The organism is Bradyrhizobium sp. RDM12, assembly GCF_051917485.1.
In the GTDB taxonomy this organism is placed as follows: domain Bacteria; phylum Pseudomonadota; class Alphaproteobacteria; order Rhizobiales; family Xanthobacteraceae; genus Bradyrhizobium.
Genome location: NZ_CM133064.1, coordinates 438,130 through 462,337 on the forward strand (window position 1 = coordinate 438,130; position 24,208 = coordinate 462,337).

At 64.7% G+C, this 24,208-nt stretch carries 23 protein-coding genes, 1 tRNA gene and 4 pseudogenes; 9 read left to right on the forward strand and 19 right to left on the reverse strand.

All coding sequences use genetic code 11. The features are described 5' to 3' along the window. The first annotated feature begins 89 nt into the window (after positions 1-89). Positions 90-164, forward strand: a tRNA-Thr gene (locus ACTGJ9_RS02135). Between the two features lie 1,040 nt (positions 165-1,204). Here ACTGJ9_RS02135 and ACTGJ9_RS02140 read toward each other — a convergent pair. The 3 genes from ACTGJ9_RS02140 to ACTGJ9_RS02150 are packed head-to-tail and all read right to left on the reverse strand — an operon-like array spanning position 1,205 to position 2,858. Continuing rightward, positions 1,205-1,660: a cyclic nucleotide-binding domain-containing protein gene (locus ACTGJ9_RS02140; RefSeq protein ID WP_456678425.1), complete on the reverse strand. Its 456-nt coding sequence runs from the start codon at positions 1,658-1,660 to the stop codon at positions 1,205-1,207. A gap of 53 nt (positions 1,661-1,713) precedes the next feature. Then, positions 1,714-2,343, reverse strand: a complete 630-nt coding sequence (locus ACTGJ9_RS02145; protein ID WP_456675721.1) for a ferric reductase-like transmembrane domain-containing protein — start codon at positions 2,341-2,343, stop codon at positions 1,714-1,716. Between the two features lie 11 nt (positions 2,344-2,354). Then, positions 2,355-2,858, reverse strand: a complete 504-nt coding sequence (locus ACTGJ9_RS02150; RefSeq protein ID WP_456675722.1) for a Twin-arginine translocation pathway signal — start codon at positions 2,856-2,858, stop codon at positions 2,355-2,357. 288 nt (positions 2,859-3,146) lie between these two features. Here ACTGJ9_RS02150 and ACTGJ9_RS02155 point away from each other — a divergent pair, with 288 nt between their 5' ends. Continuing rightward, positions 3,147-4,154, forward strand: coding sequence for an LLM class flavin-dependent oxidoreductase (locus ACTGJ9_RS02155; RefSeq protein ID WP_456675723.1), 1,008 nt, complete (start codon positions 3,147-3,149; stop codon positions 4,152-4,154). Positions 4,155-4,339: 185 nt separating this feature from the next. Here the strand turns inward: ACTGJ9_RS02155 and ACTGJ9_RS02160 are convergent. Beyond that, a pseudogene (locus tag ACTGJ9_RS02160) lies at positions 4,340-5,388 on the reverse strand (methyl-accepting chemotaxis protein); the annotation flags it as partial. A gap of 84 nt (positions 5,389-5,472) precedes the next feature. Further along, positions 5,473-6,048 (reverse strand): annotated as a pseudogene (locus tag ACTGJ9_RS02165) (cache domain-containing protein); the annotation flags it as partial. 232 nt (positions 6,049-6,280) lie between these two features. Between ACTGJ9_RS02165 and ACTGJ9_RS02170 the strand changes: the two are divergent. The 3 genes from ACTGJ9_RS02170 (at position 6,281) to ACTGJ9_RS02180 (ending at position 8,935) form a co-directional block, all read left to right on the forward strand. Beyond that, positions 6,281-7,576: an O-acetylhomoserine aminocarboxypropyltransferase gene (locus tag ACTGJ9_RS02170; RefSeq protein ID WP_456675724.1), complete on the forward strand. Its 1,296-nt coding sequence runs from the start codon at positions 6,281-6,283 to the stop codon at positions 7,574-7,576. Positions 7,577-7,580: 4 nt separating this feature from the next. Next, entirely contained in the window at positions 7,581-8,363 is a 783-nt protein-coding gene (locus tag ACTGJ9_RS02175; protein ID WP_456675725.1) for an alpha/beta fold hydrolase, read from the forward strand. Between the two features lie 68 nt (positions 8,364-8,431). Beyond that, a complete protein-coding gene (locus ACTGJ9_RS02180) occupies positions 8,432-8,935 on the forward strand; it encodes a DUF6496 domain-containing protein (RefSeq protein WP_456675726.1) in 504 nt (167 codons plus the stop codon). A 1-nt stretch (position 8,936) separates the two neighbouring features. Here ACTGJ9_RS02180 and ACTGJ9_RS02185 read toward each other — a convergent pair whose 3' ends face one another. From ACTGJ9_RS02185 to phnG, 10 genes and pseudogenes are all read right to left on the reverse strand, one after another. Beyond that, a complete protein-coding gene (locus ACTGJ9_RS02185) occupies positions 8,937-9,152 on the reverse strand; it encodes a hypothetical protein (protein ID WP_456675727.1) in 216 nt (71 codons plus the stop codon). A 462-nt stretch (positions 9,153-9,614) separates the two neighbouring features. Continuing rightward, positions 9,615-10,225, reverse strand: a pseudogene (locus ACTGJ9_RS02190) (pyridoxamine 5'-phosphate oxidase family protein). A 27-nt stretch (positions 10,226-10,252) separates the two neighbouring features. Next, positions 10,253-10,849 (reverse strand): phosphonate metabolism protein/1,5-bisphosphokinase (PRPP-forming) PhnN, encoded by a 597-nt coding sequence (phnN, locus tag ACTGJ9_RS02195; protein ID WP_456675728.1) that lies wholly within the window; start codon positions 10,847-10,849, stop codon positions 10,253-10,255. Further along, positions 10,846-12,002 (reverse strand): annotated as a pseudogene (locus ACTGJ9_RS02200) (alpha-D-ribose 1-methylphosphonate 5-triphosphate diphosphatase). The gene phnN and the pseudogene ACTGJ9_RS02200 overlap by 4 nt, the downstream one beginning before the upstream one ends. 12 nt (positions 12,003-12,014) lie before the next feature. Continuing rightward, a complete protein-coding gene (phnL, locus tag ACTGJ9_RS02205; RefSeq protein WP_456675729.1) occupies positions 12,015-12,713 on the reverse strand; it encodes a phosphonate C-P lyase system protein PhnL in 699 nt (232 codons plus the stop codon). A gap of 22 nt (positions 12,714-12,735) precedes the next feature. Next, complete coding sequence (gene phnK, locus ACTGJ9_RS02210) at positions 12,736-13,533, reverse strand: phosphonate C-P lyase system protein PhnK (RefSeq protein ID WP_456675730.1); 798 nt, start codon at positions 13,531-13,533, stop codon at positions 12,736-12,738. Next, complete coding sequence (locus ACTGJ9_RS02215) at positions 13,526-14,422, reverse strand: alpha-D-ribose 1-methylphosphonate 5-phosphate C-P-lyase PhnJ (RefSeq protein ID WP_456675731.1); 897 nt, start codon at positions 14,420-14,422, stop codon at positions 13,526-13,528. The genes phnK and ACTGJ9_RS02215 overlap by 8 nt, the downstream gene beginning before the upstream one ends. Beyond that, the gene (locus tag ACTGJ9_RS02220) at positions 14,419-15,522 is read right to left on the reverse strand and encodes a carbon-phosphorus lyase complex subunit PhnI (protein WP_456675732.1); all 1,104 of its coding nucleotides are present in this window, start codon (positions 15,520-15,522) and stop codon (positions 14,419-14,421) included. The genes ACTGJ9_RS02215 and ACTGJ9_RS02220 overlap by 4 nt, the downstream gene beginning before the upstream one ends. A 3-nt stretch (positions 15,523-15,525) precedes the next feature. Next, a complete protein-coding gene (phnH, locus tag ACTGJ9_RS02225) occupies positions 15,526-16,134 on the reverse strand; it encodes a phosphonate C-P lyase system protein PhnH (RefSeq protein ID WP_456675733.1) in 609 nt (202 codons plus the stop codon). Positions 16,135-16,138: 4 nt separating this feature from the next. Further along, entirely contained in the window at positions 16,139-16,603 is a 465-nt protein-coding gene (gene phnG / locus ACTGJ9_RS02230; RefSeq protein WP_456675734.1) for a phosphonate C-P lyase system protein PhnG, read from the reverse strand. Between the two features lie 120 nt (positions 16,604-16,723). Here phnG and phnF point away from each other — a divergent pair, with 120 nt between their 5' ends. Beyond that, the gene (gene phnF / locus ACTGJ9_RS02235) at positions 16,724-17,452 is read left to right on the forward strand and encodes a phosphonate metabolism transcriptional regulator PhnF (RefSeq protein WP_456675735.1); all 729 of its coding nucleotides are present in this window, start codon (positions 16,724-16,726) and stop codon (positions 17,450-17,452) included. A gap of 134 nt (positions 17,453-17,586) precedes the next feature. Here phnF and phnE (ACTGJ9_RS02240) read toward each other — a convergent pair whose 3' ends face one another. The 4 genes from phnE (ACTGJ9_RS02240) to phnC all read right to left on the reverse strand — a co-directional run bounded on the left by phnE (ACTGJ9_RS02240) (position 17,587) and on the right by phnC (position 21,198). After that, positions 17,587-18,435, reverse strand: coding sequence for a phosphonate ABC transporter, permease protein PhnE (phnE, locus tag ACTGJ9_RS02240; RefSeq protein WP_456675736.1), 849 nt, complete (start codon positions 18,433-18,435; stop codon positions 17,587-17,589). Continuing rightward, entirely contained in the window at positions 18,432-19,316 is an 885-nt protein-coding gene (phnE, locus tag ACTGJ9_RS02245) for a phosphonate ABC transporter, permease protein PhnE (protein ID WP_456675737.1), read from the reverse strand. The genes phnE (ACTGJ9_RS02240) and phnE (ACTGJ9_RS02245) overlap by 4 nt, the downstream gene beginning before the upstream one ends. A gap of 71 nt (positions 19,317-19,387) precedes the next feature. Continuing rightward, the gene (phnD, locus tag ACTGJ9_RS02250) at positions 19,388-20,323 is read right to left on the reverse strand and encodes a phosphonate ABC transporter substrate-binding protein (RefSeq protein WP_456675738.1); all 936 of its coding nucleotides are present in this window, start codon (positions 20,321-20,323) and stop codon (positions 19,388-19,390) included. Between the two features lie 65 nt (positions 20,324-20,388). Further along, complete coding sequence (gene phnC / locus ACTGJ9_RS02255) at positions 20,389-21,198, reverse strand: phosphonate ABC transporter ATP-binding protein (RefSeq protein ID WP_456675739.1); 810 nt, start codon at positions 21,196-21,198, stop codon at positions 20,389-20,391. 174 nt (positions 21,199-21,372) lie between these two features. Between phnC and ACTGJ9_RS02260 the strand changes: the two genes are divergently transcribed. From ACTGJ9_RS02260 to ACTGJ9_RS02270, 3 genes are read left to right on the forward strand one after another with little or no spacing between them, the layout of a single operon-like run. Next, positions 21,373-22,029: a chloramphenicol acetyltransferase gene (locus ACTGJ9_RS02260; RefSeq protein ID WP_456675740.1), complete on the forward strand. Its 657-nt coding sequence runs from the start codon at positions 21,373-21,375 to the stop codon at positions 22,027-22,029. Next, entirely contained in the window at positions 22,026-23,219 is a 1,194-nt protein-coding gene (locus ACTGJ9_RS02265) for an alpha-D-ribose 1-methylphosphonate 5-triphosphate diphosphatase (protein ID WP_456675741.1), read from the forward strand. Before ACTGJ9_RS02260 ends, ACTGJ9_RS02265 begins: the two co-directional genes overlap by 4 nt. Before the next feature lie 18 nt (positions 23,220-23,237). After that, positions 23,238-23,936 (forward strand): DUF1045 domain-containing protein, encoded by a 699-nt coding sequence (locus ACTGJ9_RS02270; RefSeq protein ID WP_456675742.1) that lies wholly within the window; start codon positions 23,238-23,240, stop codon positions 23,934-23,936. The last annotated feature ends 272 nt before the right edge of the window (positions 23,937-24,208 follow it).

A 24,208-nucleotide genomic window follows, 5' to 3' on the forward strand; every position in this document is an offset into this window, starting at 1 on the left:
TCTTGCAAGCTTGCGCAGCGGGGAGGCCTGTGGCAGATATCGGCCCGCTTGGTAGGCCCCTCGGGCGGCCGATTCTTATCCCAGCACATGCTGCCGTAGCTCAGTGGTAGAGCACTCCATTGGTAATGGAGAGGTCGACAGTTCAATCCTGTCTGGCAGCACCATTTCATCTCTAGATGTACACACGCATCAGCATTCTCGCGGCACCGGATGCCCGAGTTTTGCTGTTTCCGTCGCCCTTCTCCGTGAAGAGGGCGCAGGGAAGACCGGGGGCCGACGGGCACCCGCGGTCCGCTGCGCGAAAGTGTAGCGCAAGGAGACCGCACAGCAGCATACAGGTGACGCCGAACACTCGGCCTTCCCTGCGCGATGGGTTGACGGTGTATGCCGTGCTCTCCTGGGAGCCGAGTTCCTTCTGGCCTCCTCGCTTCGCGAATTGACGATGTGGTTGACCCGGTTGGGCGCTCCACACCTCCGCGAACGCTTGGCTGTAGCGACGACAGCCAGGACCACACGGTTTAGCCGTACGCAGCGACCCGACTTCGCCAGAGGCTTCGCCGGGCAAGCCCGGCTGAAACCCAAAAGCGTCATCGAACACAGGCGCCGTTCGTACGACACGGCTTGCAGCGAGCTCACGGGGTTCGGCTCAATCCTCTGCCCGCCCTGCTCCCCACATCCGCGCCGGCGCTGCCGCGTCCACCGCACCCCAACCCACGTTCGTGACGACGTACGATCGCCCTCTCCTCGGGCCGGGATGGCAGGAGTGTGCCGCAAATCCGAATTTCGGTAAAGCGGAATATTTTTGCAGGGAAGGGTTGACGGGGGTTTGGCGGGAGGTGGGTGTTTTGCCCGACGGCTTAAATGTGCGCGGATATCGCATCCAAGATCGCGAGGCCCCTACCCGTTGGGCCGCGCAAGTAAGGTTAATTCTTCCTTTCGATTGTTAGTAAAATTTTATCTATTATCGTCTTCCTCGTTCATGACGAACCAGAGGCTCCGATAGTGTTTGCGTTTTGCCTGATCGTGACTGGGACTGCGCTGCTTCTCTCCGGCTTGGTTGCCTTCGGGCTTCATAGAAATTCGCTGCACTCATTGGCGTTGCTGTAGCTCCCAGGATGGGAAGAGCGAAGCGAAACCCATCAATTCATTCCCCGGTGACGAAACATGATGGGTTTCGCAAGTGCTCTAGCCATCCTACGCGCGATCAACTGTCGTCGCCCACCCCATGCCCGGTGAGGCGATCATCCGAGCGGCGCAGCCGCCGGCACAGCTCGCGATTGATGTTCTGCAGGACGATCACATAGGCGTGGATGTCGGCCTTGTAGCAGGCGTAGAGTTTTTGCGCGGTCAGCTCGTACAGCACGGTAGGACTCTCCGCGACCACCGTGGCGGAGCGGTTTTGCATTTCGATCAGCGTCATTTCTCCGAAGAAATCGCCGGGCCTAAGGCTGGAAATCGGAATGACGCTGCCCGAACTCCTCCGTTTGCTGACCGCGAGTTGGCCGGACTTGACGATGAACATCGAGCGTCCCGACTCGCCTTCCGCCACGACGGTCGCGCCGACGTCGAAGCTGCGCTCGACCAGCATCGATATCAGGAGGTCGAGACTCGCGTCCGTGAGACCACCGAAGAACGGCGTGGCGAGCAGGAACGCTTTCAGATCGGGGAACTTTCAGTCATCGCGCCAACCCGCTGCAATCAATTCCGCCCGGTTCACTGCCTCGCAATGCTCTCGCCGCGCGACGCCCGCTTTCGCCAGAGATCGATCATCACCTTGGCGGTGGCGGCGAGGACAAATGCGCAGAGCGTCGCTTTCGATATTGTCTCCATCGTTCCCTCGATCAGCAGGCAATGGACCACGCCGCATGCGACGATGACGATCGCGAGTGGAAGATGGACGATGCGCCAGGTTCGCAGTCGCAGGCCTAACCGCCGGCGCAGGAGCGCCAGAAGCGCAACAGTGAAGATGGCCCACATCGCGATCACGCCAAAGGGGGAGAACGGCGTCGGCGACGAGAAGGTCAGGGCGTCGATCATGTCCGGCGGACTGGTGATCCAGAGGCCGGCGACATGGATCACCACCGCGACGGCCAGCGTACCGCCGACCCAGTGGTGTGCACGCCGTTCGCGATAGGCCGACAGGCCCGGCAAATATCCGCCAATCAGCAAAGGCTGAACCAGCACGAGACCGAGGGCGACGATGCCTGCGAAACCGGCGAGGATGTAGACCGGACCGCGCCATGCGAGCTGGTCGCTTGCCGCGGCGAGCGCGATCGGCACGCCAATGGCCAGAGCAAGGGCGGCCCAGATCAAGGAAAACCGGGCCGATCTCCACGCCTTCACTTGCAACGCGATCAGGCCGGCTGAAGCACGAAGTGCGCCTCGAGGCTGGTTTCCTTTGGGCTCCGCATGATCGGCCGCAGAAAGACGGTTTTGAACTCACCGCTGTCATAGGCGAGGTGACCGTGCGGCTGGCCGAAGATCGGAATGATCTGCGGCATCTCGAGCCGGAACGCGCCGTCCTTGTCGGTGAGCGTGGCGCCGTGACTCTGCGGCTCGTGCTCCTGGCCTTCGACCGTGTGCGCCCAGATCTGGATGCGCTGCCCGGCAAGCGGCGCCCCGTCGCCGGCGCGGCGTACGGTGCCGCTCATCCAGAAGCCGCCCTTGCCGATCCGCTCCACGACCGGCGCACCTTTGCGGTAGTTGTTCGCCCCGCCCGTCATCGATTCCGTCGGCGCGAGGCCATCCGCGCGGGCCGGCAGCAGGAGCCCGGAAACACCGGCTGTCAAAACCCCGGTTGCAAGGACGGCACCGCCGGCGGCGAGGAGGTTGCGGCGGCTGAGTACGACAATAGTCATGTCAGTTCCTCCCGGCGACGGTGCGGTTGTTTCTGCGAGGGTACAACAACAGGCGCGAAACGCCCAGTTGCGACGAGGGGCGCAATCGGCGGCAATAACAGTCTTGTGAACGGAGGTGCGGGGCACGCGAACAGCTTCGTAGGATGGGTAGAGCGGGAAGCGAAACCCATCGCGGCCTTGTCCGATGACGAAGCATGATGGGTTTCGCTTTCCGCTCTACCCATCCTACGCACTGACATTACATGTCATCCTCTCAGACGCGCAGATCCTCCCTTCGGTAGCCTTCCCATGATCCCCTTCTCCGTGCTCGACCTCGCTCCCATCAGGCAGGGCTCCGACGCCGCGCAGGCGTTTCGCAATTCGGTCGATCTCGCGCAGCATGCGGAGAAATGGGGCTTCAGGCGGTTCTGGCTGGCCGAACATCACAACATGACGGGCATTGCGAGTGCGGCGACGTCCGTGGTGATCGGGCATGTCGCGGGCGGGACCAGGACGATCCGTGTCGGCTCGGGCGGGGTCATGCTGCCGAACCATTCGCCGCTGGTGATCGCCGAGCAGTTCGGCACGCTGGAGTCGCTTTATCCGGGGCGGATCGATCTCGGGCTGGGCCGCGCGCCGGGCACCGACCAGCTCACGGCGCGGGCGATGCGGCGCGATCTTGCGACCGCTGCCGAAAATTTTCCGCATGACGTGCTGGAATTGCAGGCGCTGCTCGGCGATGTGCAGCCGAACCAGGCGATCCGCGCCGTACCCGGCATGGGGACGAAAGTGCCGCTCTGGATCCTCGGCTCGAGCATGTTCGGCGCGCAGCTCGCGGCCATGCTGGGGCTGCCGTTCGCATTCGCCTCGCACTTCGCGCCGCAGATGATGATGCCGGCGTTGCGCGAATATCGCGCGCGGTTCGAGCCATCGGCGCAGCTCGACAAGCCCTATGCGATGGTCGGCGTCAATGTGTTCGCCGCCGACAGCGACGTCGAGGCGCGGCGCATGTTCACCTCGCTGCAGCAGCAGTTCATCAATTTGCGCCGCGGCACGCCCGGCCAGCTGCCGCCGCCTGTCGACGACATGGACGCGCTGTGGTCGCCGGCCGAGAAGGCGGGCGTCGCCCAGTCGCTGGCCTGCTCCGCCGTCGGCACGCCCGCGGTGGTCGAGGAGAAGCTGAAGGCGCTGATCGCCGACACCGCGGCCGACGAGCTGATGACCACGGGACAGATCTACGATCACGCCGCGCGGCTGCGCTCGTTCGAAATCGCGGCCGAGGTGCGGGATCGGCTGGCGGAGCGGAGGGCGGTGTGAGAGCGAAACGACGGGACGTTTGAGTACGACGAAGCAGCGTCGGAAGAGGTCATCTCTCCCGCAGGGAGAGGTCGGATCGCATTGACGATGCGATCCGGGTGAGGGGTTACAGCCTCACCTTGTGCCGCAGCCCCTCACCCGGATTGCTGCGCAATCCGACCTCTCCCCGCTGGGGAGAGGTGAACCTACGCCGCCCTTATCGAGTTCATGAAGCTGGCGACGCCGCGCTTCAGGCGGGTGCTTTCGTTGGCGAGCGATTGCGCGGCCGACTGCACCAGGGCGGAGGCGCTGCCGGTCTCGAGGCGCCGCGCTGCACGTCGGCGATGCTGGTCCCGACCTGCGAGGTGCCTTCCGCGGCGCGCTGCACGTTGCGGGAAATCTCCTGCGTGGCGGAGCCCTGCTGCTCGACCGAGGTCGAGATCGCGGCCGCGATCTCCGAGATCTTGCCGATCGTAGCCCCGATCTCCTTGATCGCCGCAACCGAATCCTTGGTTGCCGACTGGATGTCGGAGATCTGCTGGCTGATCTCGTCAGTCGCCTTCGCGGTCTGCTCAGCCAGCGTCTTCACCTCGGACGCCACCACGGCAAAGCCGCGGCCGGCTTCGCCGGCGCGCGCGGCCTCGATGGTCGCGTTCAGCGCCAGCAGATTGGTCTGGCCGGCGATGGTCTGGATCAGATCGACGACGTCGCCGATGCGACTCGCGGCCTGCGACAGCTCGCTGATGCGGCTATCGGTCTTCTGCGCCTGGGTGACCGCCTCGCCCGCGATCTTGGCCGAGGTCTCGACCTGGCGGGATATCTCGCCGATCGAGGAGGCAAGCTCCTCGCTCGCGGCCGCCACCGAATGCACGTTCGTCGATGCTTCGTTCGACGCCGTGGAGGCGCGGTTGGAGACCTGCGAGACAGTGTCGGCGGTCTTGGACAGCGTCGTCGACGATTTCTCGAGCTGGCCGGCGGCAACCGAGACCAGCTCGATGATCTCGCCGACCTCGCGCTCGAACTGATCAGCCAGGCGGTTCATGTCGGCCTTACGCGCCTCAATCTGGCGCTGCTCGGTGGCCGACTGCTGCTCGCGCATGCGATTGGTCTCGATCATGGCGTCGCGGAACACCTGCACGGTACGCGCCATCTCGCCGATCTCGTCGCGGCGGTCGGCATGCGCGACCGGCGCATCGAGTTGTCCTTCGCCGAGCGAGGCCATGCGCGCCTTCAGGCCAGTCAACGGCTTGACCACGCTGCGGCCGACAGCCCAGGCGATCATGATCGAGATCAGCATCAGCACCGCGATGACCATCGAGGCCGTCTGCGCCATCGACCAGAACGAGTTGTCGACCTCGGACATGTATTCGGCCGAGCCGATCATCAGGTTCCACGGCGTGAAGCCGCGGGTGAAGGCGATCTTCGCCAGCGGGGTCGCATCGGAGCCGCTGCGGCGGAACGAATAGCGCAGCGTGCCCTGGCCCTTTTTGGCGATGTCCATCAGGGTGACGGCAAAGAAATTGCCGTCGGCGTCCTTGTTCGGACGCATGTCCTTGCCGACGAATTGCGGGATGCCGGGATTGGAGACGCACAGCCCGGTCTCGTAGTCGTAGATATAGGCGTAGTTGCTGCGGTCTTCGTACCAGACGCTATTATTGGCTTCGAGAAAGCGCTTCTTGGCTTCCTCCTCGGTCATCTGGCCGGCCTTGTAGGCCTTGTAATAACCGTCGGCCAGATTGTAGACGATATCGACCGCGGCATGCGCCTTTTCGACGCGCTCGGTGACGAGCTGGTTGCGCGCGATCCACAGCACGGTGGAAGCGACCAGCGCCATGCAGATCGCTCCGACCACGGTCATGAGGGCGAGCTTGGCGCCGATCGAGCGCAGCGAAAACAGGTTCTTGAGAGCCGGCATTCTGCCTCTTCGATGTTGCTGGGCGCCGCGCGCAGAGCGAATCAGGGCGGCAGGCCGTCACGAGGTGGGAATGCGCAAACTAGAGGAAATTCGTTAAGAACAGAGTTACATCCCATCGCGGGTGCGGCGACCTCTTGGCAAAAAGACGCAAAATCAAGCTGTCAACGGCTGACGCCCGACCTCGATCTGTGGCAAATCTCCAAACGTTACCGAGCAATTAAGGAGGCCACGCATGCCCGCGCCAAAACCGCCTGCCTTCGAGACCCTGAGCCTGCACGCGGGCCAGCATCCGGATCCCGCGACCGGCGCCCGCGCAGTGCCGATCTACCAGACCACATCCTACGTATTCCAGGATTCCGACCACGCGGCGGCGCTGTTCAATCTGGAGCGCGCCGGCCACATCTATACGCGCATCTCCAACCCCACCACTGGCGTGCTGGAAGAACGGCTCGCGGCGCTGGAGGGCGGCGTCGGTGCGGTTTGCACAGCCAGCGGCATGGCCGCGCTGCATCTCGCCATCGCGACGCTTCTGAATGCCGGCGACCACATCGTGGCGTCGAGCTCGCTGTATGGCGGCACCATCAATCTGCTGGCGCACACGCTGCCGCGCTTCGGCATCACCACGACTTTCGTGAAGCCGCGCGATCATGATGCGTTCCGGAAGGCGATCACGCCGAACACGAAACTCGTGATCGGCGAGACCATCGGCAACCCCGGACTTGAGGTGCTGGATATCCCGAAGGTCGCCGCGATTGCGCATGAGGCAAGGATTCCGCTGCTGATCGACAACACCTTTGCGACGCCCTATCTCAGCCGTCCCACCGAGCTCGGCGCCGATATCGTGATGCATTCGGCGACCAAATGGATCGGCGGCCACGGCATCGCCATCGGCGGCGCCATCGTCGATGGCGGCCGCTTCGACTGGCGTGCCTCCGGCAAATTCGGCGTGCTGACCGAGCCCTATGGCGGCTATCACGGCATCGTCTTCGACGAGCAGTTCGGCACGGCGGCCTTCATCATGCGGGCGCGCACCGAAGGCCTGCGCGATTTCGGCGCCTGCCTGTCGCCAACCAACGCGTTCCAGCTCCTGCAGGGTGTCGAGACGCTCGGCGTGCGCATGGACCGCCACATGCAGAATACGCATCTCGTGCTGGAGACGCTTCAATCCAACAAGGCCGTGGACTGGGTGTTGCACCCCTCCCTGGAGAACCATCCCGACTACCAGCTCGCCAAGACGCTGCTGCCGCGTGGCGCGGGCTCGATCGTCTCCTTCGGTATCAAGGGCGGCCGGCCTGCGGGCCGCAAGTTCATCGAACAGCTGCGCATGATCAGCCACCTCGCCAATGTCGGCGACGCCAAGACGCTGGTGATCCACCCGGCCTCGACCACGCATCAGCAGATGGACGGCGAGCAGCTTAGGGCTGCCGGCATCGGCGAGGAACTGGTGCGGCTGTCGGTCGGCATCGAGACCGCCAGCGACATCATCGACGATCTCGCGCAGGCGCTGCGCATCTCGCAGAAGGTTTGACACGATGAAGCTCTCCGTCAACGGCACCGAGGTATTTGTCGCAACCGGCGGCCGCGAATTCGACAAATCCCTGCCGACCGTCGTCTTCATCCACGGCGCGGGCTTCGATCATTCGACCTGGGCGCTGCACACGCGCTGGTTCGCCCATCACGGCTTTGGCGTTCTGGCGCCCGACCTGCCCGGTCACGGCCGCTCGGCCGGACCTTCGCTGTCAGGCATCGCCGACATGGCCGACTGGACGGCGGCGCTGCTTGACGCGGCGGGCGCCGCGAAGGCACACCTGATCGGCCATTCCATGGGATCGCTGATCTCGCTGGAGACTGCCGCGCGGCACCCCGACAAGGTCTCCGCGCTGAGCCTGATCGGCACCGCCGCGACCATGACGGTCGGTCCGGATCTGCTGAAAGCGGCCGAAGCCAACTCGCAGGATGCAAACGACATGGTGTCGATCTGGGGCCTCGGCTTCAAGGCCGAGCTCGGCGGCAGCCTCGCGCCGGGCCTGTGGATGCATGGCGGCGCGCAAGCGGTGTTGAAGCATTGCGAGCCGGGCGTGCTGTTCAGGGATTTGTCGGCTTGCAATGCCTACGCCAATGCGCTCGCTGCGGCGGCGACCATCAAAGTGCCTGCGACCCTCATCATCGGCGAGCGGGACATGATGACACCGGCGAAGGCGGGCAAGGCACTTGCAGCCGCGATCCCGCATGCGAAGACCGTCGTCGTGCCGGGCGCGGGCCATATGATCATGGCCGAGCGGCCTGACGAACTGCTCGCGGCGTTGAAGGGCTGATAGGATCGATCTTCCGCATTGCGCGTTGCGGTTGGAGACCTTTGCGATTGCAAGAGGGAACTCGACCCATGCCAAGACAGGAAGTCATTCGTAAAGCCAAGCAGGACAAGCGCGCCGGCAAATCCGCCAGCACGCAAGCCGGTGAATTCGTCAAGGACGAGATCGACAAGATCAGGAAAGGCAAGCATGGCGCGCGTTCGACGCGCCAGGCCATCGCCATCGGCCTGTCCGAGGCGCGCCGCGCCGGTGTCGACCTGCCGCCGCCGCGCAAAGGGCGGACCAAGACATCGACGCGCCGGAGCGCCAGATATGCCTACGAGGTCGGGCAGGGCAAACGCACCCTGAAACGCCGTCCGCGCGTCTCGCGCGCCGTCGAAGGCGTCTTGAAGAAGGAGCCGCGCTCGACCGCATCGCGAAGTGCGCTGTCGAAGCAGGGCAAGCGCGCCGCGAGCCGGCGAACCGCCGCGTCACGCTCAGCCGCCGCACGGAAGGCGAGCCACACCAAGGGCGCCAAGGCCCGCTCCATGGCCGCAAAGAAGGCCGCACGCACCAGGGCGCGCCGCCGGAGTTGATCTAGCTCGCGCGCCGGCTCCGCTCCGAGAACACGGCACGCGCGGCGCGCTCGGCCTCGCGCGCCGAGCGGAACTGGCGGCCGTCGAGACTGTCGAACAGGCGCTCGGAGGAGAAGAAGCGGAAACCGCGCTCGTCTCTTGTGACGATGCCGGCGGCACGATCGTGGATTTCGATGATGTAGGCGTTGGACTGCGCTTGGTGTTGAGCTTGGGACATGACTGCTCGCTCGCCGAAATCTCGGCGTTCCCGTCTTGGATCTGCGGTGTGAGGTGTTGCCAGGAGGTGGTCAGCAACAACAACAGGCGCCGGTGGCCGCGGAGAAACAGCGCCGCGTCATGCACGCATGCATGTCGTCAGGATTACGCTGGCAATCGGTTGTCATATCACGGCATCAAGCTCGAGGAGCAGTTTCGATGTGTCGAATATCGAGCGATTGCCGCGATTGATCAATGAAATGGCTATCCATATTTGGCGGCGGCAGGCCGGGGCGCTTCTCCGGTCGTAAGCATCGACAGTCGGATTCATCTCGCTCGGCCGCTTCGGCACAGCGGGAGAAAGTGACGCGAAGCGCCGGATGACGGGTTCTGTTCGCGCGTTCGCGAGAAGAGCGCCCCCTCACTCCGTCTCGCCGCTAGCGCGGCTAGCCGTCCTCTCCCACAAGGTGAGAGAGAAACCAAGCTACCACATCGTGGCTGCAGCGCGTTCCGGCCAGATGCGATCATACTCCGCGCCGCCGACCTCGTTCTGGCTCATCTCGGCGAGGATCTGGCCGGGCGTCGGCAGCGTCTTCGGGTCGATGCGCTTGTCGGGATTCCACAGGTCGGAGCGGACGATGGCGCGGGCGCACTGGAAGTAGATCTCTTCCACGTTCATCACCATGACGCTGCGCGGCGCCTTGCCCTCGACCTTGAACGAAGCGAGCAAGTCCGGATCGACCGAGAGATGAGCCCGGCCGTTGGCACGAACCGCGTTGCCGGAGCCGGGGATCAGGAACATCAGCGACACCCTGGGATCGCGCACGATGTTGCGCAGGAATCGACCCGGTTGTTGCCGCGCCGATCCGGCAACATCAGAGTATGCTGATCGTGGATGCGGACGAAGCCCGGGAGGTCGCCGCGCGGCGAGCAGTCGATGCCCTCGGGTCCGATGGTGGCAAGTGCGGCGAACGGCGCCTTCTCGATGAAGATGCGGTAGAGCGGGGTGACGTGGTCGGCGACCTTCACGGTCGAGGCATCACCGACGGCCCCGTAGATGGCTTCGAGCTCCTCGACCGTCTTGATCACCGTCATTCCACTCCCTCCTTGTTGCGCTGGCGGTCACTCGCGCCAGCACTCGTTCCTGATCACGCGCACGAGCTGGCGGCCGTGATAGTCGGCGTTGCCGGCGTTGAGGATGGTGACGTCAGCTTGTGCCGATGCATCATCGACACTGCGCGCGAGCCGGTCGGCGAGATTGCCGTCGCTGTGCCGCGCGCGTGCGGCGAGCCGCTGCGCCAGCACGTCCGGCGGCGCGGTGATCGCGACCACGATGAGGTTGGCATAGGCCTGGCGCAGCGTGCCAATGACCGTGCGCGAGACGTTGACGACGACGGCGCGGCGGGCGCGGATATCGTCGTTGATATCGCGCGACAGCGCGTAGGAATGCCCGTGCGCCTCCCAATGCACCGCGAAATCGCCGTGCTCGCGAGCGCGGCGGAATTCGTCGGGGCTCACCGCAATATTGTCCTCGTCGGCGGACGACGCACGCGTCACGATCCGGCGCGGAAAGACGACGTCACGATCGTCAACGCAGATCGCCTGCGCAAGCCGCAGCAGCGTGTCCTTGCCGGCGCCGCTCGGGCCGACCACGAGCACCAGCCGCCCGGGTCCGATCCCGCCTGCCTCGCTCCCGGTCATGCTCGCGGTCTCGTTCATGCGACGCGATTTCCTTCGCGCCAGACGCTGCGAACCACGGGAACGCTGCCCGCGACATGGACGCGGATCAGATCGGCGCGCTTGCCGATTGCGATCTCGCCGCGATCGGTGAGGCCGACGGCATCGGCGGGCGCCTTCGTCACGGTGCAAATGGCCGCCGGCAGGCTGATCGACCGCGCATGCTCGGGCAGTTGCAGCGCGCCCATCAGCAGGCTGGAGGGAATGTAGTCCGACGACAGGATGTCGAGCAGCCCTTCGCGGGCGAGATCCACCGCGGCGATGTTGCCCGAATGCGAGCCGCCGCGCACGACGTTGGGCGCTCCCATCAGGATGTCGATACCAGCCTGATGCAGGCCGCGCGCGGCCTCGATCGTGGTCGGAAACTCCGCCACCGCGACGCCGTCACGCACGGCATCCGCGACGTTCTCCTCGGTGGTGTCGTCATGGCTCGCGAGCGGGATGTTGTACTTATGTGCCAGCGCGACGATCTCGCGCATGTTGGTCGCGGCATAGGTCTTCTGATACTCGAAGCGCTTCGCGAACAACTCGTCGAGCTCGGCATCGGTCTTGCCGCCGCCCTTGCCGCGGTAATAGTCGCGCAGTTTGACCTCGTCGCGGAACTGGCGCTGGCCGGGCGTGTGGTCCATCAGCGACATCAGCTTGACGTCGGGACGGCCGATCAGCTCCTGGCTTCCTCGACCACGCTCGGCATCGGGATTTCACAGCGCAGATGCAGGAAGTGGTCGGCGCGCAGCAGGCTCGAGTCACGCGCGGTCGTGATCGCGGCGGCGAGCACGCCGGCGCGACCATCGACCTCCTCGGCGCCGTCCTCGCGCCAGACCCGGAGCGAGTCGAAAACGGTGGTGATGCCCGACGTGGCGAGCTGGCCGTCATAGGAAATCACGGCCGCGACAGGATTCCAGAACACTTTTGGGCGCGGCACGTAATGCGCTTCGAGATGGTCGGTGTGGAGCTCGATCAGGCCAGGCATGACGAGATCGCCGCCGGCATCCTCGGCGCCAATGGGCGCCCTGCCCTCGCCGATCTCGGCAATGCGTCCGCCCGCGAGAGCAAGCCAGCCCTGTTCGATCACCCGGTCAGCCAGCACGATTCTGGCGTTGGCGATCAGGATGTCCTTCGGCTTGGCGTTCATGTCCCTCTTCCTTCAAGCCGCGGCGGCAAAGCTGGTGACGTCGACGATGCGGTCGGCAATCAAATGGCGGATTTCGTCGTCATGCACAATCGCGACCATGGCGACGCCCTGACGCTTCTTCTCGGCGACCAGCGCGACGACGACGGCCCGGTTGGCGGCATCGAGCGAGGCGGTCGGCTCGTCCAGCAGCAGGATCGGCAGCTCCGAGATGAAGCCGCGGGCGATGTTGACGCGCTGCTGCTCGCCGCCGGAGAAGGTCGCGGGCGGAAGCTGCCAGAGCCGCTCGGGGATGTTGAGGCGATGCAGGAGTTCGCCGGCGCGCGCTTGCGCATCAGCGCGCGTCATGCCGTTGACGATCAGCGGCTCGGCGACCACGTCGATGGTTGCAACGCGGGGCACTGCCCGCAGAAACTGGCTGACATAGCCGATGGTGGTGCGGCGGACGTTGAGGACCTGCCGCGGCTCGGCTGTGGCCAGATCGATCAGCGCGCCACGATGGCGGATGCCGATCCGGCCGGAGTCGCAACGGTAATTGCCGAAGATCATCTTCAGGATCGAGGATTTTCCGGCACCTGATGGCCCTGACAGCACGACGCACTCGCCGGGATCGACGTGGAAGGTCACGCCGCGCACGACAGGCAATTCGATGCCGCCTTGCAGGTGCATCGTGAAGGTCTTGTTGGCGCCGGCAATGTCGATCATGGCGGTCATCGGAGGGCTCACGTTGGAAGGCTTATGGCGGCAGAATCGAGGAGACGAGAAGCTGGGTGTAGGGCTCGCGCGGATCGTCCAGCACCTGGTCGGTCAGCCCGGTTTCGATGACGCGGCCGCCCTTCATCACCATCACGCGATGCGACAGAAGGCGCGCGACCGCGAGATCGTGGGTGACGATGACGACGGCGAGATGCAATTCGGCGACGAGATTGCGCAGGAGATCGAGCAGGCGGGCCTGCACGGAGACGTCAAGGCCGCCGGTCGGCTCGTCCATGAACACCAGCCGCGGCCCGGTGACGAGGTTGCGCGCGATCTGGAGGCGCTGGCGCATGCCGCCGGAATACGTGCGCGGCGCATCATCGATACGCGCAGCGTCGATCTCGACCCGCGCCAGCCAGTCGGAGGCGGTCTCGCGAATCCGGCCGTAGTGGTTCCAGCCCGCCGCCATCAGCCGCTCGCCGACATTGGCCCCGGCCGAAACGGCCATGCGCAGACCCTGCGCCGGATCCTGGTGCACAAAACCCCAATCGGTGCGGAATAGCAGGCGCCGCTCGGCTTCGCCAAGCGCGGCGAGATCGCGGGTGACGCCGTCGCGCATCCGATAGGACACCTGCCCACCACTGGCCGCGAGCTGGCCCGACAGCAGTTGCAGCAGCGTCGACTTGCCGGAGCCGGATTCGCCGACGATCGCCAGCACCTCGCCGGGATAGAGCGAGAACGATACCTCGCGGCACGCGGCGATGCGGCCGTAGGATTTGCTGAGGGAGTCCGCGACCAGCAGCGGCTGATCGGTTTCGAGCAGATCCTGGTCAGCCATTGGAGGCCTCCTGCGCCTTCTCCTTGTATGGCGCAGCGCTCAGGCTGCCGTGATTGCCGGCGGCCTGACGGCCCTCGCAATAGTCGGTGTCGGAGCAGACGAACATGCGGCTGCCCTTGTCGTCGGTGACGATCTCGTCGAGGTAGGAGTTTTCAGCGCCGCACAACGCGCAAGGCGCGTTGAACCGGTAGGGCTCGAACGGGTGGTCCTCGAAGTCGAGCGACACCACCTGGGTATAAGGCGGGATCGCATAGATGCGCTTCTCGCGGCCGGCGCCGAACAATTGCAGCGCCGGGCAATTGTCCATCTTGGGATTGTCGAACTTCGGTGTCGGCGACGGATCCATCACATAGCGCGCGTTCACCTTGACCGGATAGGCGTAGGCCGTCGCGATATGGCCGAAGCGAGCGATGTCCTCGTAGAGCTTCACATGCATCAGGCCATATTCAGCGAGCGCATGCATGCGGCGCGTCTCGGTCTCGCGCGGCTCGAGGAAGCGCAGCGGCTCCGGAATCGGCACCTGATAGACCAGCACCTGGTTTTCGTGCAGCGACGTCTCCGGGATACGGTGGCGGGTCTGGATCACTGTCGCCTCGTCCGTCGAGGTCGTCGTGGCGACACCGGCCGTTTTGGCGAAGAATTTGCGGATCGAGATCGCGTTGGTGGTGTCGTCCGAGCCCTGGTCAATCACCTTCAGCACATCCTGCGGCCCAAGGATCGCGGCGGTCACCTGCACACCGCCCGTGCCCCAGCCATAGGGCATCGGCATCTCGCGGCTGGCGAACGGCACCTGATAGCCGGGGATCGCGATCGCCTTCAGGATCGCGCGGCGGATCATCCGCTTGGTCTGCTCGTCGAGATAGGCGAAATTGTAGGCAGGCGCCTTCATTCCGCGGCCTCCTTCATGGCATCATGCGCATTCGCCTCGGCAAATTCCTTGCGCAGCTTGCGCAGCAGGCCGAGCTCGGACTGGAAGTCGACATAATGCGGCAGCTTCAGATGCTCGACGAAGCCGGTCGCCTGGACGTTGTCCGAATGCGACAACACGAATTCTTCATCTTGCGCCGGGGCTCCGACCTCTTCGCCGAGCTCGCGGGCGCGCAGCGCGCGGTCGACCAGCGCCATCGACATGGTCTTGCGCTCGCTCTGGCCGAAGGCGAGGCCATAGCCGCGAGTGAAGCACGGCGCTTCCGTTGCCCAGCCCTTGAACTGGTTGACCATCTGGCACTCGGTCAGCTCGATCGAGCCCAGCGGCACGGCAAAGCCGACGTCCTCTGCAGCGAACTCGACCTCGACCTCGCCGAACCGGATCTCGCCGGCGAAGGGATGGTTGCGACCGTAGCCGCGCTGGGTGGAGTAGCCCATAGCCAGCAGAAAACCTTCGTCGCCGCGCGCGAGATTCTGCAGGCGCAAATCGCGGTCCGCAGGAAAGTTCAGCGGCTCGCGGGTGAGATCGCCGACGCTGGCGCCGTCTTCGGCCTGCGGCGAGGGCTCGATCAGCCCTTCGCGCCCCAGAATGTCGGTCACGCGCGGCGTCGGCGCTGTCGAGGCTTCGGCTACAGCCGGCGCCGCCGGCACAAAGCCTTCTGCCAGCGAGGGATCGAGCAGGCGATGGGTGTAGTCGAAGGTGGGCCCGAGGATCTGGCCGCCGGGAATGTCCTTGAAGGTCGAGGACACCCGCCTCTGCACCCGCATGGCGCCGGTGTCGACCGGCTCACTCGCGCCGAAACGCTGCAGGGTGGCGCGGAAGGCGCGAACGAGGAAGATCGCCTCGATCAGGTCGCCGCGCGCCTGCTTGATCGCCAGCGCTGCGAGCTCGCGGTCATAGAGCGAACCTTCGCTCATGACGCGGTCGACGGCCAGCCCAAGCTGTTCCGAGATCTGGTCGAGCGAGACTTCCGCAACGCTTTGGTCGCCGCGCCGCGCATTGGCGAGCAGGCGATGGGCGTTCTCGATGGCGCGTTCGCCGCCTTTGACTGCGACATACATCCGTCAGGCTCCCTCACTCATGATACGCGTGGTGCGCGGGATCGCCACCACGGCATCATCGGCGACCAGAATCACGTCGATGCCGCGCGGAAACAGCGTCTCGTTGAAACGCAGGCGTTCAAACAGGTCGAACGGCTTGATCGAAGCCTTGAGCGTTGCGACACCGTCGATGCCGGGGCCGCGCAGTTCGAAGCTGCGGCCTGCGTCCAGGCTGTCGACCTGAATGATCAGCGTGGTCGAACGATCCGGATATTCGTTGCTGCCGAGCCCAAAACGCTCGAGCGAAGGCAGCCCCCCGCCATCACTGATCAGCGCAAAGGCCGCAATCGAGGAATCCCGCACCACCGGCGCGCCGGTGTGGAACTTGAGCCATTTCAGCACGTCGGAGCTTTCCGACATCCGCGCGTCGAGCCAGAGCGGCGTGTCGTGGTCAAACAGCGTCAGCGCGATCGCGGCGGTGCCGCGCGTCATCGTAGCAGGCGTTCCCGCTATCGCGACGATGCGCTGGACCGAGCCCGGCCGCGCCATCGCATCCATCACAGAGCGAAACGTCGATTGCGCCGACAACACCTTGTCGACGAAACCGGGCGGCAGTTCCGCAATCGTGGTCATGATCTCACCCCTCACCGCGCAACATGGTGTAGAAATCAACCTTCGTCGCAGCGGTCTCTTCCGCCGCCTGCTTGCGCCTGACCATAAGCTGCTCGCGCAACGGCGTGATAACGTCGCGCTGCACCGCCGCGCCATAATCGCGCGACTGCACCAGCGCATCGCACAGAGCGATCAGCCGCGCCTTCTCACCGTCGCGGCCGAGCGTATAGCCGAAGCCGACCTCGCCGCTCGCAAGCCGCACCGCGGCGCGTGACACCGTCGCTTCGCCGAGATTGAACGGCGCGCCGTCGCCGCCGACCCGGCCGCGCAGCATCACCAGACCGTTCTCCGGCGCGCGCAAATCCTGATGGCCAGGCAAGGGGATCCTGCGGAGACGGGCGGCGATCTCGCCCGCCTCCGCGTGCGCCAGCACGGCCATGGCGGCCTGGCGCTGGGCTTGCCGGGTGTTGTGCTGGGTCACCGAATCCACCGATCTCTTCGACAGAACTTGTCGCATCCAAGTTGTCTATGATACTAGACAACTTGATACAGAAGCGCCATGACTGTTTCGTGACAGACGTGTGATTTTCGAGCTAGGCTGGCCACCGACATGAGCATGCAGGACACCTCCTCTTCGGGCGTCGCGCTATGGCGCCTCGTTGCCGACGGCATCGAGCGGGGCATCGCCGACGGCCGTTTTGCCGCAGGCGACAAATTGCCGGGCGAGATGGAGATCGCCGAAACCTACCGCGTCAATCGCCACACCGTGCGGCGCGCGCTGGCAGCGCTTGCCGAGCGCGGCATCGTGCGCGCCGAGCGCGGCAGTGGAACCTATGTCGAAGCGCAGAAGCTCGCTTATCCGCTGCGCTCGCGCACGCGCTTCTCCGAGATCGTCGGTGCCGATGATCGCGAGCCGCATGGCCGGATGATCGAGGCGTCGAACGATGTCGCGACCCGCGAGCTCGCGCGCGAACTGGGATTGAAGACCGGCGCACCGCTGGTCCGGATCGAAGCCATCCGGCTCGCCGACCGCACACCGATCTGCGTCTCCACGACTTGGCTCTCAGCGCAATTGTTTCCCGGTGCAGGTGACGTGTTCGGCGCGACGCGCTCGATGACGAAGATGCTCGAGCATTACGGGATCCGCGATTATCGCCGCGGCGCCACCCGGATTACCGCCGGTATCGTCGACGCCACCGACGCCGCGCGGCTCGATCTGCCGTTGGGGCGGCCCATCCTGGTGGTCGATGCCACCGACCTCGATCTCGACGGCAAGCCGCTGGTGACCAAGCACTCGCGGTTCGCGGCGGAGCGGGTGGAGTTTTTGGTGGAGTCGTAGAGGGTGATCCTGTCTCCGCGAATCCGGACTCGTAGGGTGGGCAAAGGCGCACTTGCGCCGTGCCCACCATCTCTCCCCGATATCAAACAGAAGTGGTGGGCAGCTACGCTTTGCCCACCCTACTGCAGCTGTAATCAGGCGACGGCTCGCCTTCCAATAATTGCAAACCGCAGCTTGCCCGAGACGAAATCAATCGCGGCGACCGCGACCAGGATCATGAGGATCAGGAACGACACCTTCTGCCATTCCAGCACGCGGATCTGCTCGGCGAGCTGGAGGCCGATACCACCGGCGCCGACGATGCCGATGATGGTGGCCGAGCGCGTGTTGGATTCGATGAAATAGAGCACCTGGCCCGCGATCACGGGCAGCACCTGCGGCAACAGGCCGAAACGGATCTCGTGCAGCGCGCTGCCGCCGGAGGCACGGATGCCCTCGACCTGCTTCTGGTCGGCACCTTCGATCGCCTCCGAGAACAGCTTTCCGAAGGCACCGAAATCCGATACGGCGATGGCCAGCACGCCGGCAAACGGCCCGAGCCCGACGACGTTGATCCATACCAGCGCCCAGATCAGCGTATCGACGCCGCGGATCGAATCGAGAAAGCGGCGCACGGGAAAGCGCAGGATGATCGACGGCACGACGTTGCGTGCGGCCAGCAGGCTGACCGGAAGCGCGAACAGCGCGGCCAGCGTGGTGCCGAGCAGCGCGATCGACAGTGTTTCGCCCATCGCCTTCAGATAGAGCGGCAGCGACGCGCCGGGATCTGGCGGGATCATCATCATGCTGATCCAGCCAAGTTGGCTGAGGCCGTTGAAGAGCCGCGACGGCGAGAAATCGAGATCGACTAGGCCATAGATAAAAACGGCGATCACTGCGACAATCATGGCCGGCGTAGCGAGCCGCGCTGCGGCCGGCCGCTCGAATACATCAGGATAGCGCGCGCGGATCTCCGCGGTATCGACCTGCTGCGGTCCCGTCACGTCCGCGCCTCCTTGCCGAACAGGCGGCCGCGCAGCCAGCCGGTCGAGATGTCGATGATGAAGACGGTGACGATGATGAGGAGCAGGATCGCGCTGACGTCCGAATAATAGAACTTGCGGATGGCGACGACGAGCTCCTGCCCGATGCCGCCGGCCCCGACGAAGCCCATGACCGACGCTTCGCGGACATTGACCTCGAAACGCAGCAGCGCGTAACTGGCATAGCCCGCCGTCACCTGCGGCAGAATCGCAAACCGCATGCAGGAGACCCAGCTCGCACCGGTCGAACGGATGCCTTCGACCGGCTTCATGTCGGCATTCTCGACGATTTCCGAGAACAGTTTCCCCAAAGCGCCGGTGGAGTGGATCGCAATCGCGAGCACACCGGCCATCGGCCCGAGGCCGAAGGCGATGACGAAGATCAGCGCGAAGACGATGCCGGGGACGGTACGGGCGAATTCGAGCAGGCGCCGCACCACGAAGCGGAGCCATGGCCCGGGCGAGGTGTTTTCGGCGGCAAAGAAGTTGAGGGCGAAAGCGAACACCGCGCCGATCAACGTGCCGACATAGCTGATCAGCAGCGTCTCACCGAGCATCTTCAGCCATTTGCGCCAGCCCCACAACCATTCACCGATATCGGTCCAGACCCGCTGGCCGCTATCGAGCGTGAGGATGCGATCGAAATAGCTGACGAAGTTGCCGAAATAAGTGAACAGGGTCCGCAAATTTACTTCTGCGCCGATCGCAGCGAGCAGCAGCGCAGTCGCGAAAATCGCGGCCCCCAACAGGAGGCGAAGCCGCTTGCGCAGGACCGCCTTGTTGTAGGCGGCGTTCAGCGCAGCAAGCTGCTGCTCGGGGAGGATCGAAACCGCGACGGTCATTGGATGGGAACTGGTCCGTCAAGGGAAAGAGCCGGGTCCATCGACCCGGCTCAAGTAGCTCGTCCCGAAACTCAGGACGCCTTCTTCTTGCGCAGTGCATCGACGAACTTGATCAGCTCGATCGTGCCGTCCCAGTCCTTGGTGGTGGCGGGATGAAAGCCCTTCTTCTGGCCGTCCTGGAGGCGATCGAAGGCGGCCTTGTCCTTGACCGGCGCGTCGAAGAACGCCTTCGCGATCGCCGCCTTGGCCTCTTCCGGCAGGTCGGAGTTATAGGCATAGGGGCCGTTGATGATCGGCGCCGATTTGTGGATGATGCGGAAATCGTCCTTCTTCATCGGCGAGCCGTCGGCATTCTTCAGCATGCCCTTGGTCAGCATCTGCGCCAGCGTCGAATCGTCGTCGCTGGTCCACTGGTTGGCGGCGACATCCACCGTGCCCTGCGCCAGCGCCAGGATCGCATTCTCATGGCTGCCGGTGAATACGACCTTGCCGAAATAGGTGTCGGCGTCGGGGATGCCCATCTTGTCCAGCTCGAAGCGCGGCACGTTGTTGCCCGAGGTCGAGTTCGGGTCGACGAGGCCGAGGTTCTTGCCCTTGAGGTCATCGACCTTCTTGTAGGGGCTACTCGCCTTGACGAAGAACACCGAGTAATAGCCGGTCGAGCCATCGGCATTGATGTCGTTGGCGAAGGCGTCGGTCTTGACGCCGGTCAGGCGGGCGCGGGCGAACGAGGCCGAGCCGTAGCTCGCGATGTGAATGTTGCCGGCGCGCTGGCCTTCGATGACAGCCGCATAGTCGTTGGCGATGCGCAGCGTGACCTTCACGCCCAGTTCCCTCGAGAGATAGCTCATGAACGGCGCCCAACGCTCGGTCACGCCCGAGGCGTTTTCCGCCGGAATGACCGCAAAGGTCAGTTCGGGATATTTGGCTTTCCAGTCCTCGGCGGAGGCCGAAGTCGTGAACGCGAGCGCGGCGGCGCCGGCAAGAATGAGTCTGCGAGTGATCATGATACCCTCTTCATCGGTTGGGTGCGGTTGACGCGAAACAAAGAATTCAACAGGGGCGGCGCGACTCAGGCCGCCGCGGCCGTTCCGAGTGCGGGGACGCCCACGGGCGCCGACGCAGGCGTGCCGCCCATGATTTCGGCGGCCTCGAGATCGTACAGCTCGCGGGCAACCTGATCGGTCAACTCAGCCGGGGCTCCGTCGAACACCACGCGCCCCTGGGCCATGCCGATCAGCCGATCGCAGTAGCTGCGCGCCAGATCGAGCGAATGCAGATTGCAGAGCACCGTGATGCCAAAATGCTTGTTGATACGCAGCAGCGCATCCATGACGATCTTGGTGTTGCGCGGATCGAGCGAGGCGATCGGCTCGTCGGCGAGGATGATGTCGGGCTGCTGCACCAGCGCCCGCGCAATCGCGACGCGCTGCTGCTGGCCGCCGGAGAGCTGGTCGGCGCGCTGGGCGGCGAGCGAGGCGATGTCGAACTGTTCGAGCGCCGACATCGCCAGCGCCTTGTCCTGCTCCGGCCAGGTCTGCGTGAGCGAGCGCCAGGCCGGCATCGTCGCAAGGCGTCCCATCAGGACGTTGGTCAGAACGTCCAGGCGGCCGACCAGATTGAACTGCTGGAAGATCATCGCCGAGCGCGCCCGCCACTGCCGCAGCTCCTTGCCGCGCAGCGCGGTGACATCGAGGCCGTCAAACAGGATGCGGCCTTGCGTCGGCTTGGCCAGGCGATTGATCATGCGCAGCATGGTCGACTTGCCGGCGCCGGAGCGCCCGATGACACCGACAAAGCCGCCGGGGGAGATTTGAAACGAAGCGTCGTCGACTGCGGCTTTTGCGCCGAAGCGGCACGTCAGACCTTCAACCACCAGCATGCAGGGCTCCAGAGTAGCTGGGACCCACCGCTATCGCCGGCGCTTGACACTTGTGTGACACGCGCGCTGCGGTGCGGCGTTGCTACACACCTCATCCCCTGTCATCTCATCGTCATGACGTTGTCATCAAGCCGCTCGAAGACGAGCGCCCGCCCTCGAATCCTCGGATGCAGCATGGCCAAGGTGCTTTCGGTCCAACCGACTATCGATCCTTCGGCGAAACTGCATGAGACCTGGCTCGGCGCCTATACCGAGGTCGGCGCGCGCACCATGCTGCATGAAGTCGCGATGGGCGATTACTCCTACGTCGTCAACGACGCGCAGATCACCTATACGACCATCGGAAAATTCTGCTCGATCGCGGCGATGACGCGGATCAATCCCGGCAATCATCCGATGCATCGCGCCACGCAGGCGCACTTCACCTACCGCTCCAGCGCCTACTTTCCGGGCGAGAGCGACGATACCGAATTCTTCGACTGGCGACGCCAGCATCACGTCCATATCGGCCATGACGTCTGGATCGGCCATGGCGCGATCGTGCTGCCCGGCCGCAACATCGGCACCGGTGCGGTGATCGCGGCCGGCGCCATCGTCACCAAGGACGTGCCGGCCTATACCATCGTCGCCGGCAATCCGGCGCGGATCGTGCGGCGCCGGTTCTCGGAAGAGGTTGCCGGACGGCTTGCCAAGCTGGCATGGTGGGACTGGGATCACGACAAATTGCGTGAAGCGCTGCCCGATTTCCGCAAGCTCGCGATTGAAGATTTCCTGACGGCATACGAAGCAGGGGCAAGTGCCTCTTCCAGCAAGCGAAGCGCGATCGCGTGACAGACATTTTCATCGAAGGCGGCCGGACCCTGATGGGCTCCGAGCTCGCCGAAACCTCCCTTGCAGTATCGGGGACCGACATCGTGCAGATCGATGCATCTCGCGGTCACGCGCGGCTGGCGATCGATGCGCGCAGCCTGCTGGTTCTGCCCGGCATCGTCGATCTGCACGGCGATGCCTTTGAGCGGCAGATGATGCCGCGCACCGGCGTCGACTTCCCGATCGATGTCGCGCTCGCCGACACCGATCGCCAGGTCATCAGCAACGGCATCACCACGGTGTTCCACGCCACGACCTGGTCGTGGGAGCCGGGCCTGCGCAGCGGCGACAATGCAAGGCGTCTGCTCGAGGCGATCGAGCGGCAGCGTCCGCAGTTTGCTGCCGACACCCGCTTCCACCTGCGGCACGAGACCTACAATCTCGACGCCGAGGACGAAATCGGTCAGTGGCTCGCAGAGGGCCGCGTCGACCTGTTCGCCTTCAACGACCACATGGACGGGGTCGTTGCCGACATCTCCAATCCGCGCAAGCGCAACCGCATGGTTGAGCGCACCGGGCTGTCGAGCGAGGAGTTCGACGGGCTCGTCGCGCATATTGTCTCGCGCGCTGCCGACGTTCCGGCGTCGATCACCCGGCTCGCTGCGGCGGCACGCAGCGCCGAGGTGCGGATGCTCTCGCATGACGATGCGAGCCCGGCGATGCGCCGGAACTTTCGCAGTCTCGGCGTGACGCTCGCCGAATTTCCGATCAACGAGGCGACGGCGCGCGAGGCCGCAGATCATGGCGATGCCATCGTCTACGGCGCGCCGAACGTCGTACGCGGCGGCAGCCACATCGGCTGGACCAAGGCCTCGGACATGATCGCGAAGGGGCTCTGCTCGGTGCTGGCATCCGACTACTACTATCCGGCGCCGCTGCTCGCTGCATTCCGGCTTGCTTCAGACGGCGTGCTGCCGCTGACGGAGGCCTGGAAGCTGATCTCGTCGGCACCGGCGCAGGCCACGGGCCTGACCGATCGCGGCACGCTCGCCGCAGGCCGTCGCGCCGACATCCTGCTGGTCGACGATAGTACATCGCAGCGGCCGCGGCTGGTCGCGGCGATCGCTGCCGGCAAGCTCGTGCATCTCACCGACGCGACACGACTGCTCGGCACGGCAGCGACGCCGCGCGGGACTGTCGTCGCCGCATAAATTGGTTATGCTCCGGCAATGACAGCCCTTCCCCGCTACGCGATCTATTTTGCCGCCGGCGCCGACAACGCGCTGTCTCGCTTCGGCGCCGAGTTGCTTGGCTATGATGCCTATACGGGCGATGAGGTTTCGTTTCCGCAGGACGTTCTGCACGTTGCGCCGGACTGGCGCGACATCACCGCTGATCCCCGCAAATACGGCTTTCACGGCACGCTGAAAGCGCCGATGGCGCTAGTATCGGGCAAGACCGAGGCCGAGCTCAAGGCTGCTTGTGCGACATTCGCCGACAAGACGCGGCCGATGCCGGTGATCCAGCCGGTGGTCGATGCCATCAGCGGCTTCATCGCCGTCGTTCCGGCTGCGCCGGTCGACGCGCTCCACCAACTGGCGGCCGACTGCGTCCGCGATTTCGATTCATTCCGCCCGCCTCTGACGGCTGAAGAGCGCGCGCGGCGGAAACCCGAAAATCTCAGCGAGCGGCAGCGCGCGTATCTCGACCGCTGGGGCTATCCTTACGTGATGGAAGAATTCCGCTTCCACATGACGCTGACGGGGCGGCTGGATGCGGCGCGGCGTGGGCCGATTCTGGAGATGCTGCGCAGAAGATTCGCAACGCTGAAGCTCGATGCGCTAGCGATCGATCGTATCGCGCTGTTCGCACAGGACAATGCCAAGGTGCGATTCCGCATCATCGGCGAGTGGATGCTGGCGCGATAGCCTCAACGAACTCCGTCATTGCGAGTTGGGACCGGCTTGAGGAGCCGACGCGCGCTGAATGAAACTTTTCACGGGTGGGCGAAGGCGGTAGACTGGAGCGCCGTCGGCAAAGAGGTCGATTACTCTCTGGTGCGTGAGAGCCCGGTTGCGAGTTGGACCCGGGTTGCCTGGATGACCCACACTGGCGCGGAGGAGCCGCAAGGCTCTGGAGCACGCTTCCTAGCATTCTTTTCTGACAGGCGCCTGTGCCGCCGGCGCCAAATGTTGAGGAG

Bases quoted from the DNA above. Each gene is read 5' to 3' on its own strand.
- ACTGJ9_RS02150 (WP_456675722.1), bottom strand. From the start codon at position 2,858: ATGACTATTGTCGTACTCAGCCGCCGCAACCTCCTCGCCGCCGGCGGT.
- ACTGJ9_RS02155 (WP_456675723.1), top strand. From the start codon at position 3,147: ATGATCCCCTTCTCCGTGCTCGACCTCGCTCCCATCAGGCAGGGCTCC.
- ACTGJ9_RS02170 (WP_456675724.1), top strand. From the start codon at position 6,281: ATGCCCGCGCCAAAACCGCCTGCCTTCGAGACCCTGAGCCTGCACGCG.
- ACTGJ9_RS02175 (WP_456675725.1), top strand. From the start codon at position 7,581: ATGAAGCTCTCCGTCAACGGCACCGAGGTATTTGTCGCAACCGGCGGC.
- ACTGJ9_RS02180 (WP_456675726.1), top strand. From the start codon at position 8,432: ATGCCAAGACAGGAAGTCATTCGTAAAGCCAAGCAGGACAAGCGCGCC.
- ACTGJ9_RS02185 (WP_456675727.1), bottom strand. From the start codon at position 9,152: ATGTCCCAAGCTCAACACCAAGCGCAGTCCAACGCCTACATCATCGAA.
- phnN (WP_456675728.1), bottom strand. From the start codon at position 10,849: ATGAACGAGACCGCGAGCATGACCGGGAGCGAGGCAGGCGGGATCGGA.
- phnL (WP_456675729.1), bottom strand. From the start codon at position 12,713: ATGACCGCCATGATCGACATTGCCGGCGCCAACAAGACCTTCACGATG.
- phnK (WP_456675730.1), bottom strand. From the start codon at position 13,533: ATGGCTGACCAGGATCTGCTCGAAACCGATCAGCCGCTGCTGGTCGCG.
- ACTGJ9_RS02215 (WP_456675731.1), bottom strand. From the start codon at position 14,422: ATGAAGGCGCCTGCCTACAATTTCGCCTATCTCGACGAGCAGACCAAG.
- ACTGJ9_RS02220 (WP_456675732.1), bottom strand. From the start codon at position 15,522: ATGTATGTCGCAGTCAAAGGCGGCGAACGCGCCATCGAGAACGCCCAT.
- phnH (WP_456675733.1), bottom strand. From the start codon at position 16,134: ATGACCACGATTGCGGAACTGCCGCCCGGTTTCGTCGACAAGGTGTTG.
- phnF (WP_456675735.1), top strand. From the start codon at position 16,724: ATGAGCATGCAGGACACCTCCTCTTCGGGCGTCGCGCTATGGCGCCTC.
- phnE (WP_456675737.1), bottom strand. From the start codon at position 19,316: ATGACCGTCGCGGTTTCGATCCTCCCCGAGCAGCAGCTTGCTGCGCTG.
- phnD (WP_456675738.1), bottom strand. From the start codon at position 20,323: ATGATCACTCGCAGACTCATTCTTGCCGGCGCCGCCGCGCTCGCGTTC.
- phnC (WP_456675739.1), bottom strand. From the start codon at position 21,198: ATGCTGGTGGTTGAAGGTCTGACGTGCCGCTTCGGCGCAAAAGCCGCA.
- ACTGJ9_RS02260 (WP_456675740.1), top strand. From the start codon at position 21,373: ATGGCCAAGGTGCTTTCGGTCCAACCGACTATCGATCCTTCGGCGAAA.
- ACTGJ9_RS02270 (WP_456675742.1), top strand. From the start codon at position 23,238: ATGACAGCCCTTCCCCGCTACGCGATCTATTTTGCCGCCGGCGCCGAC.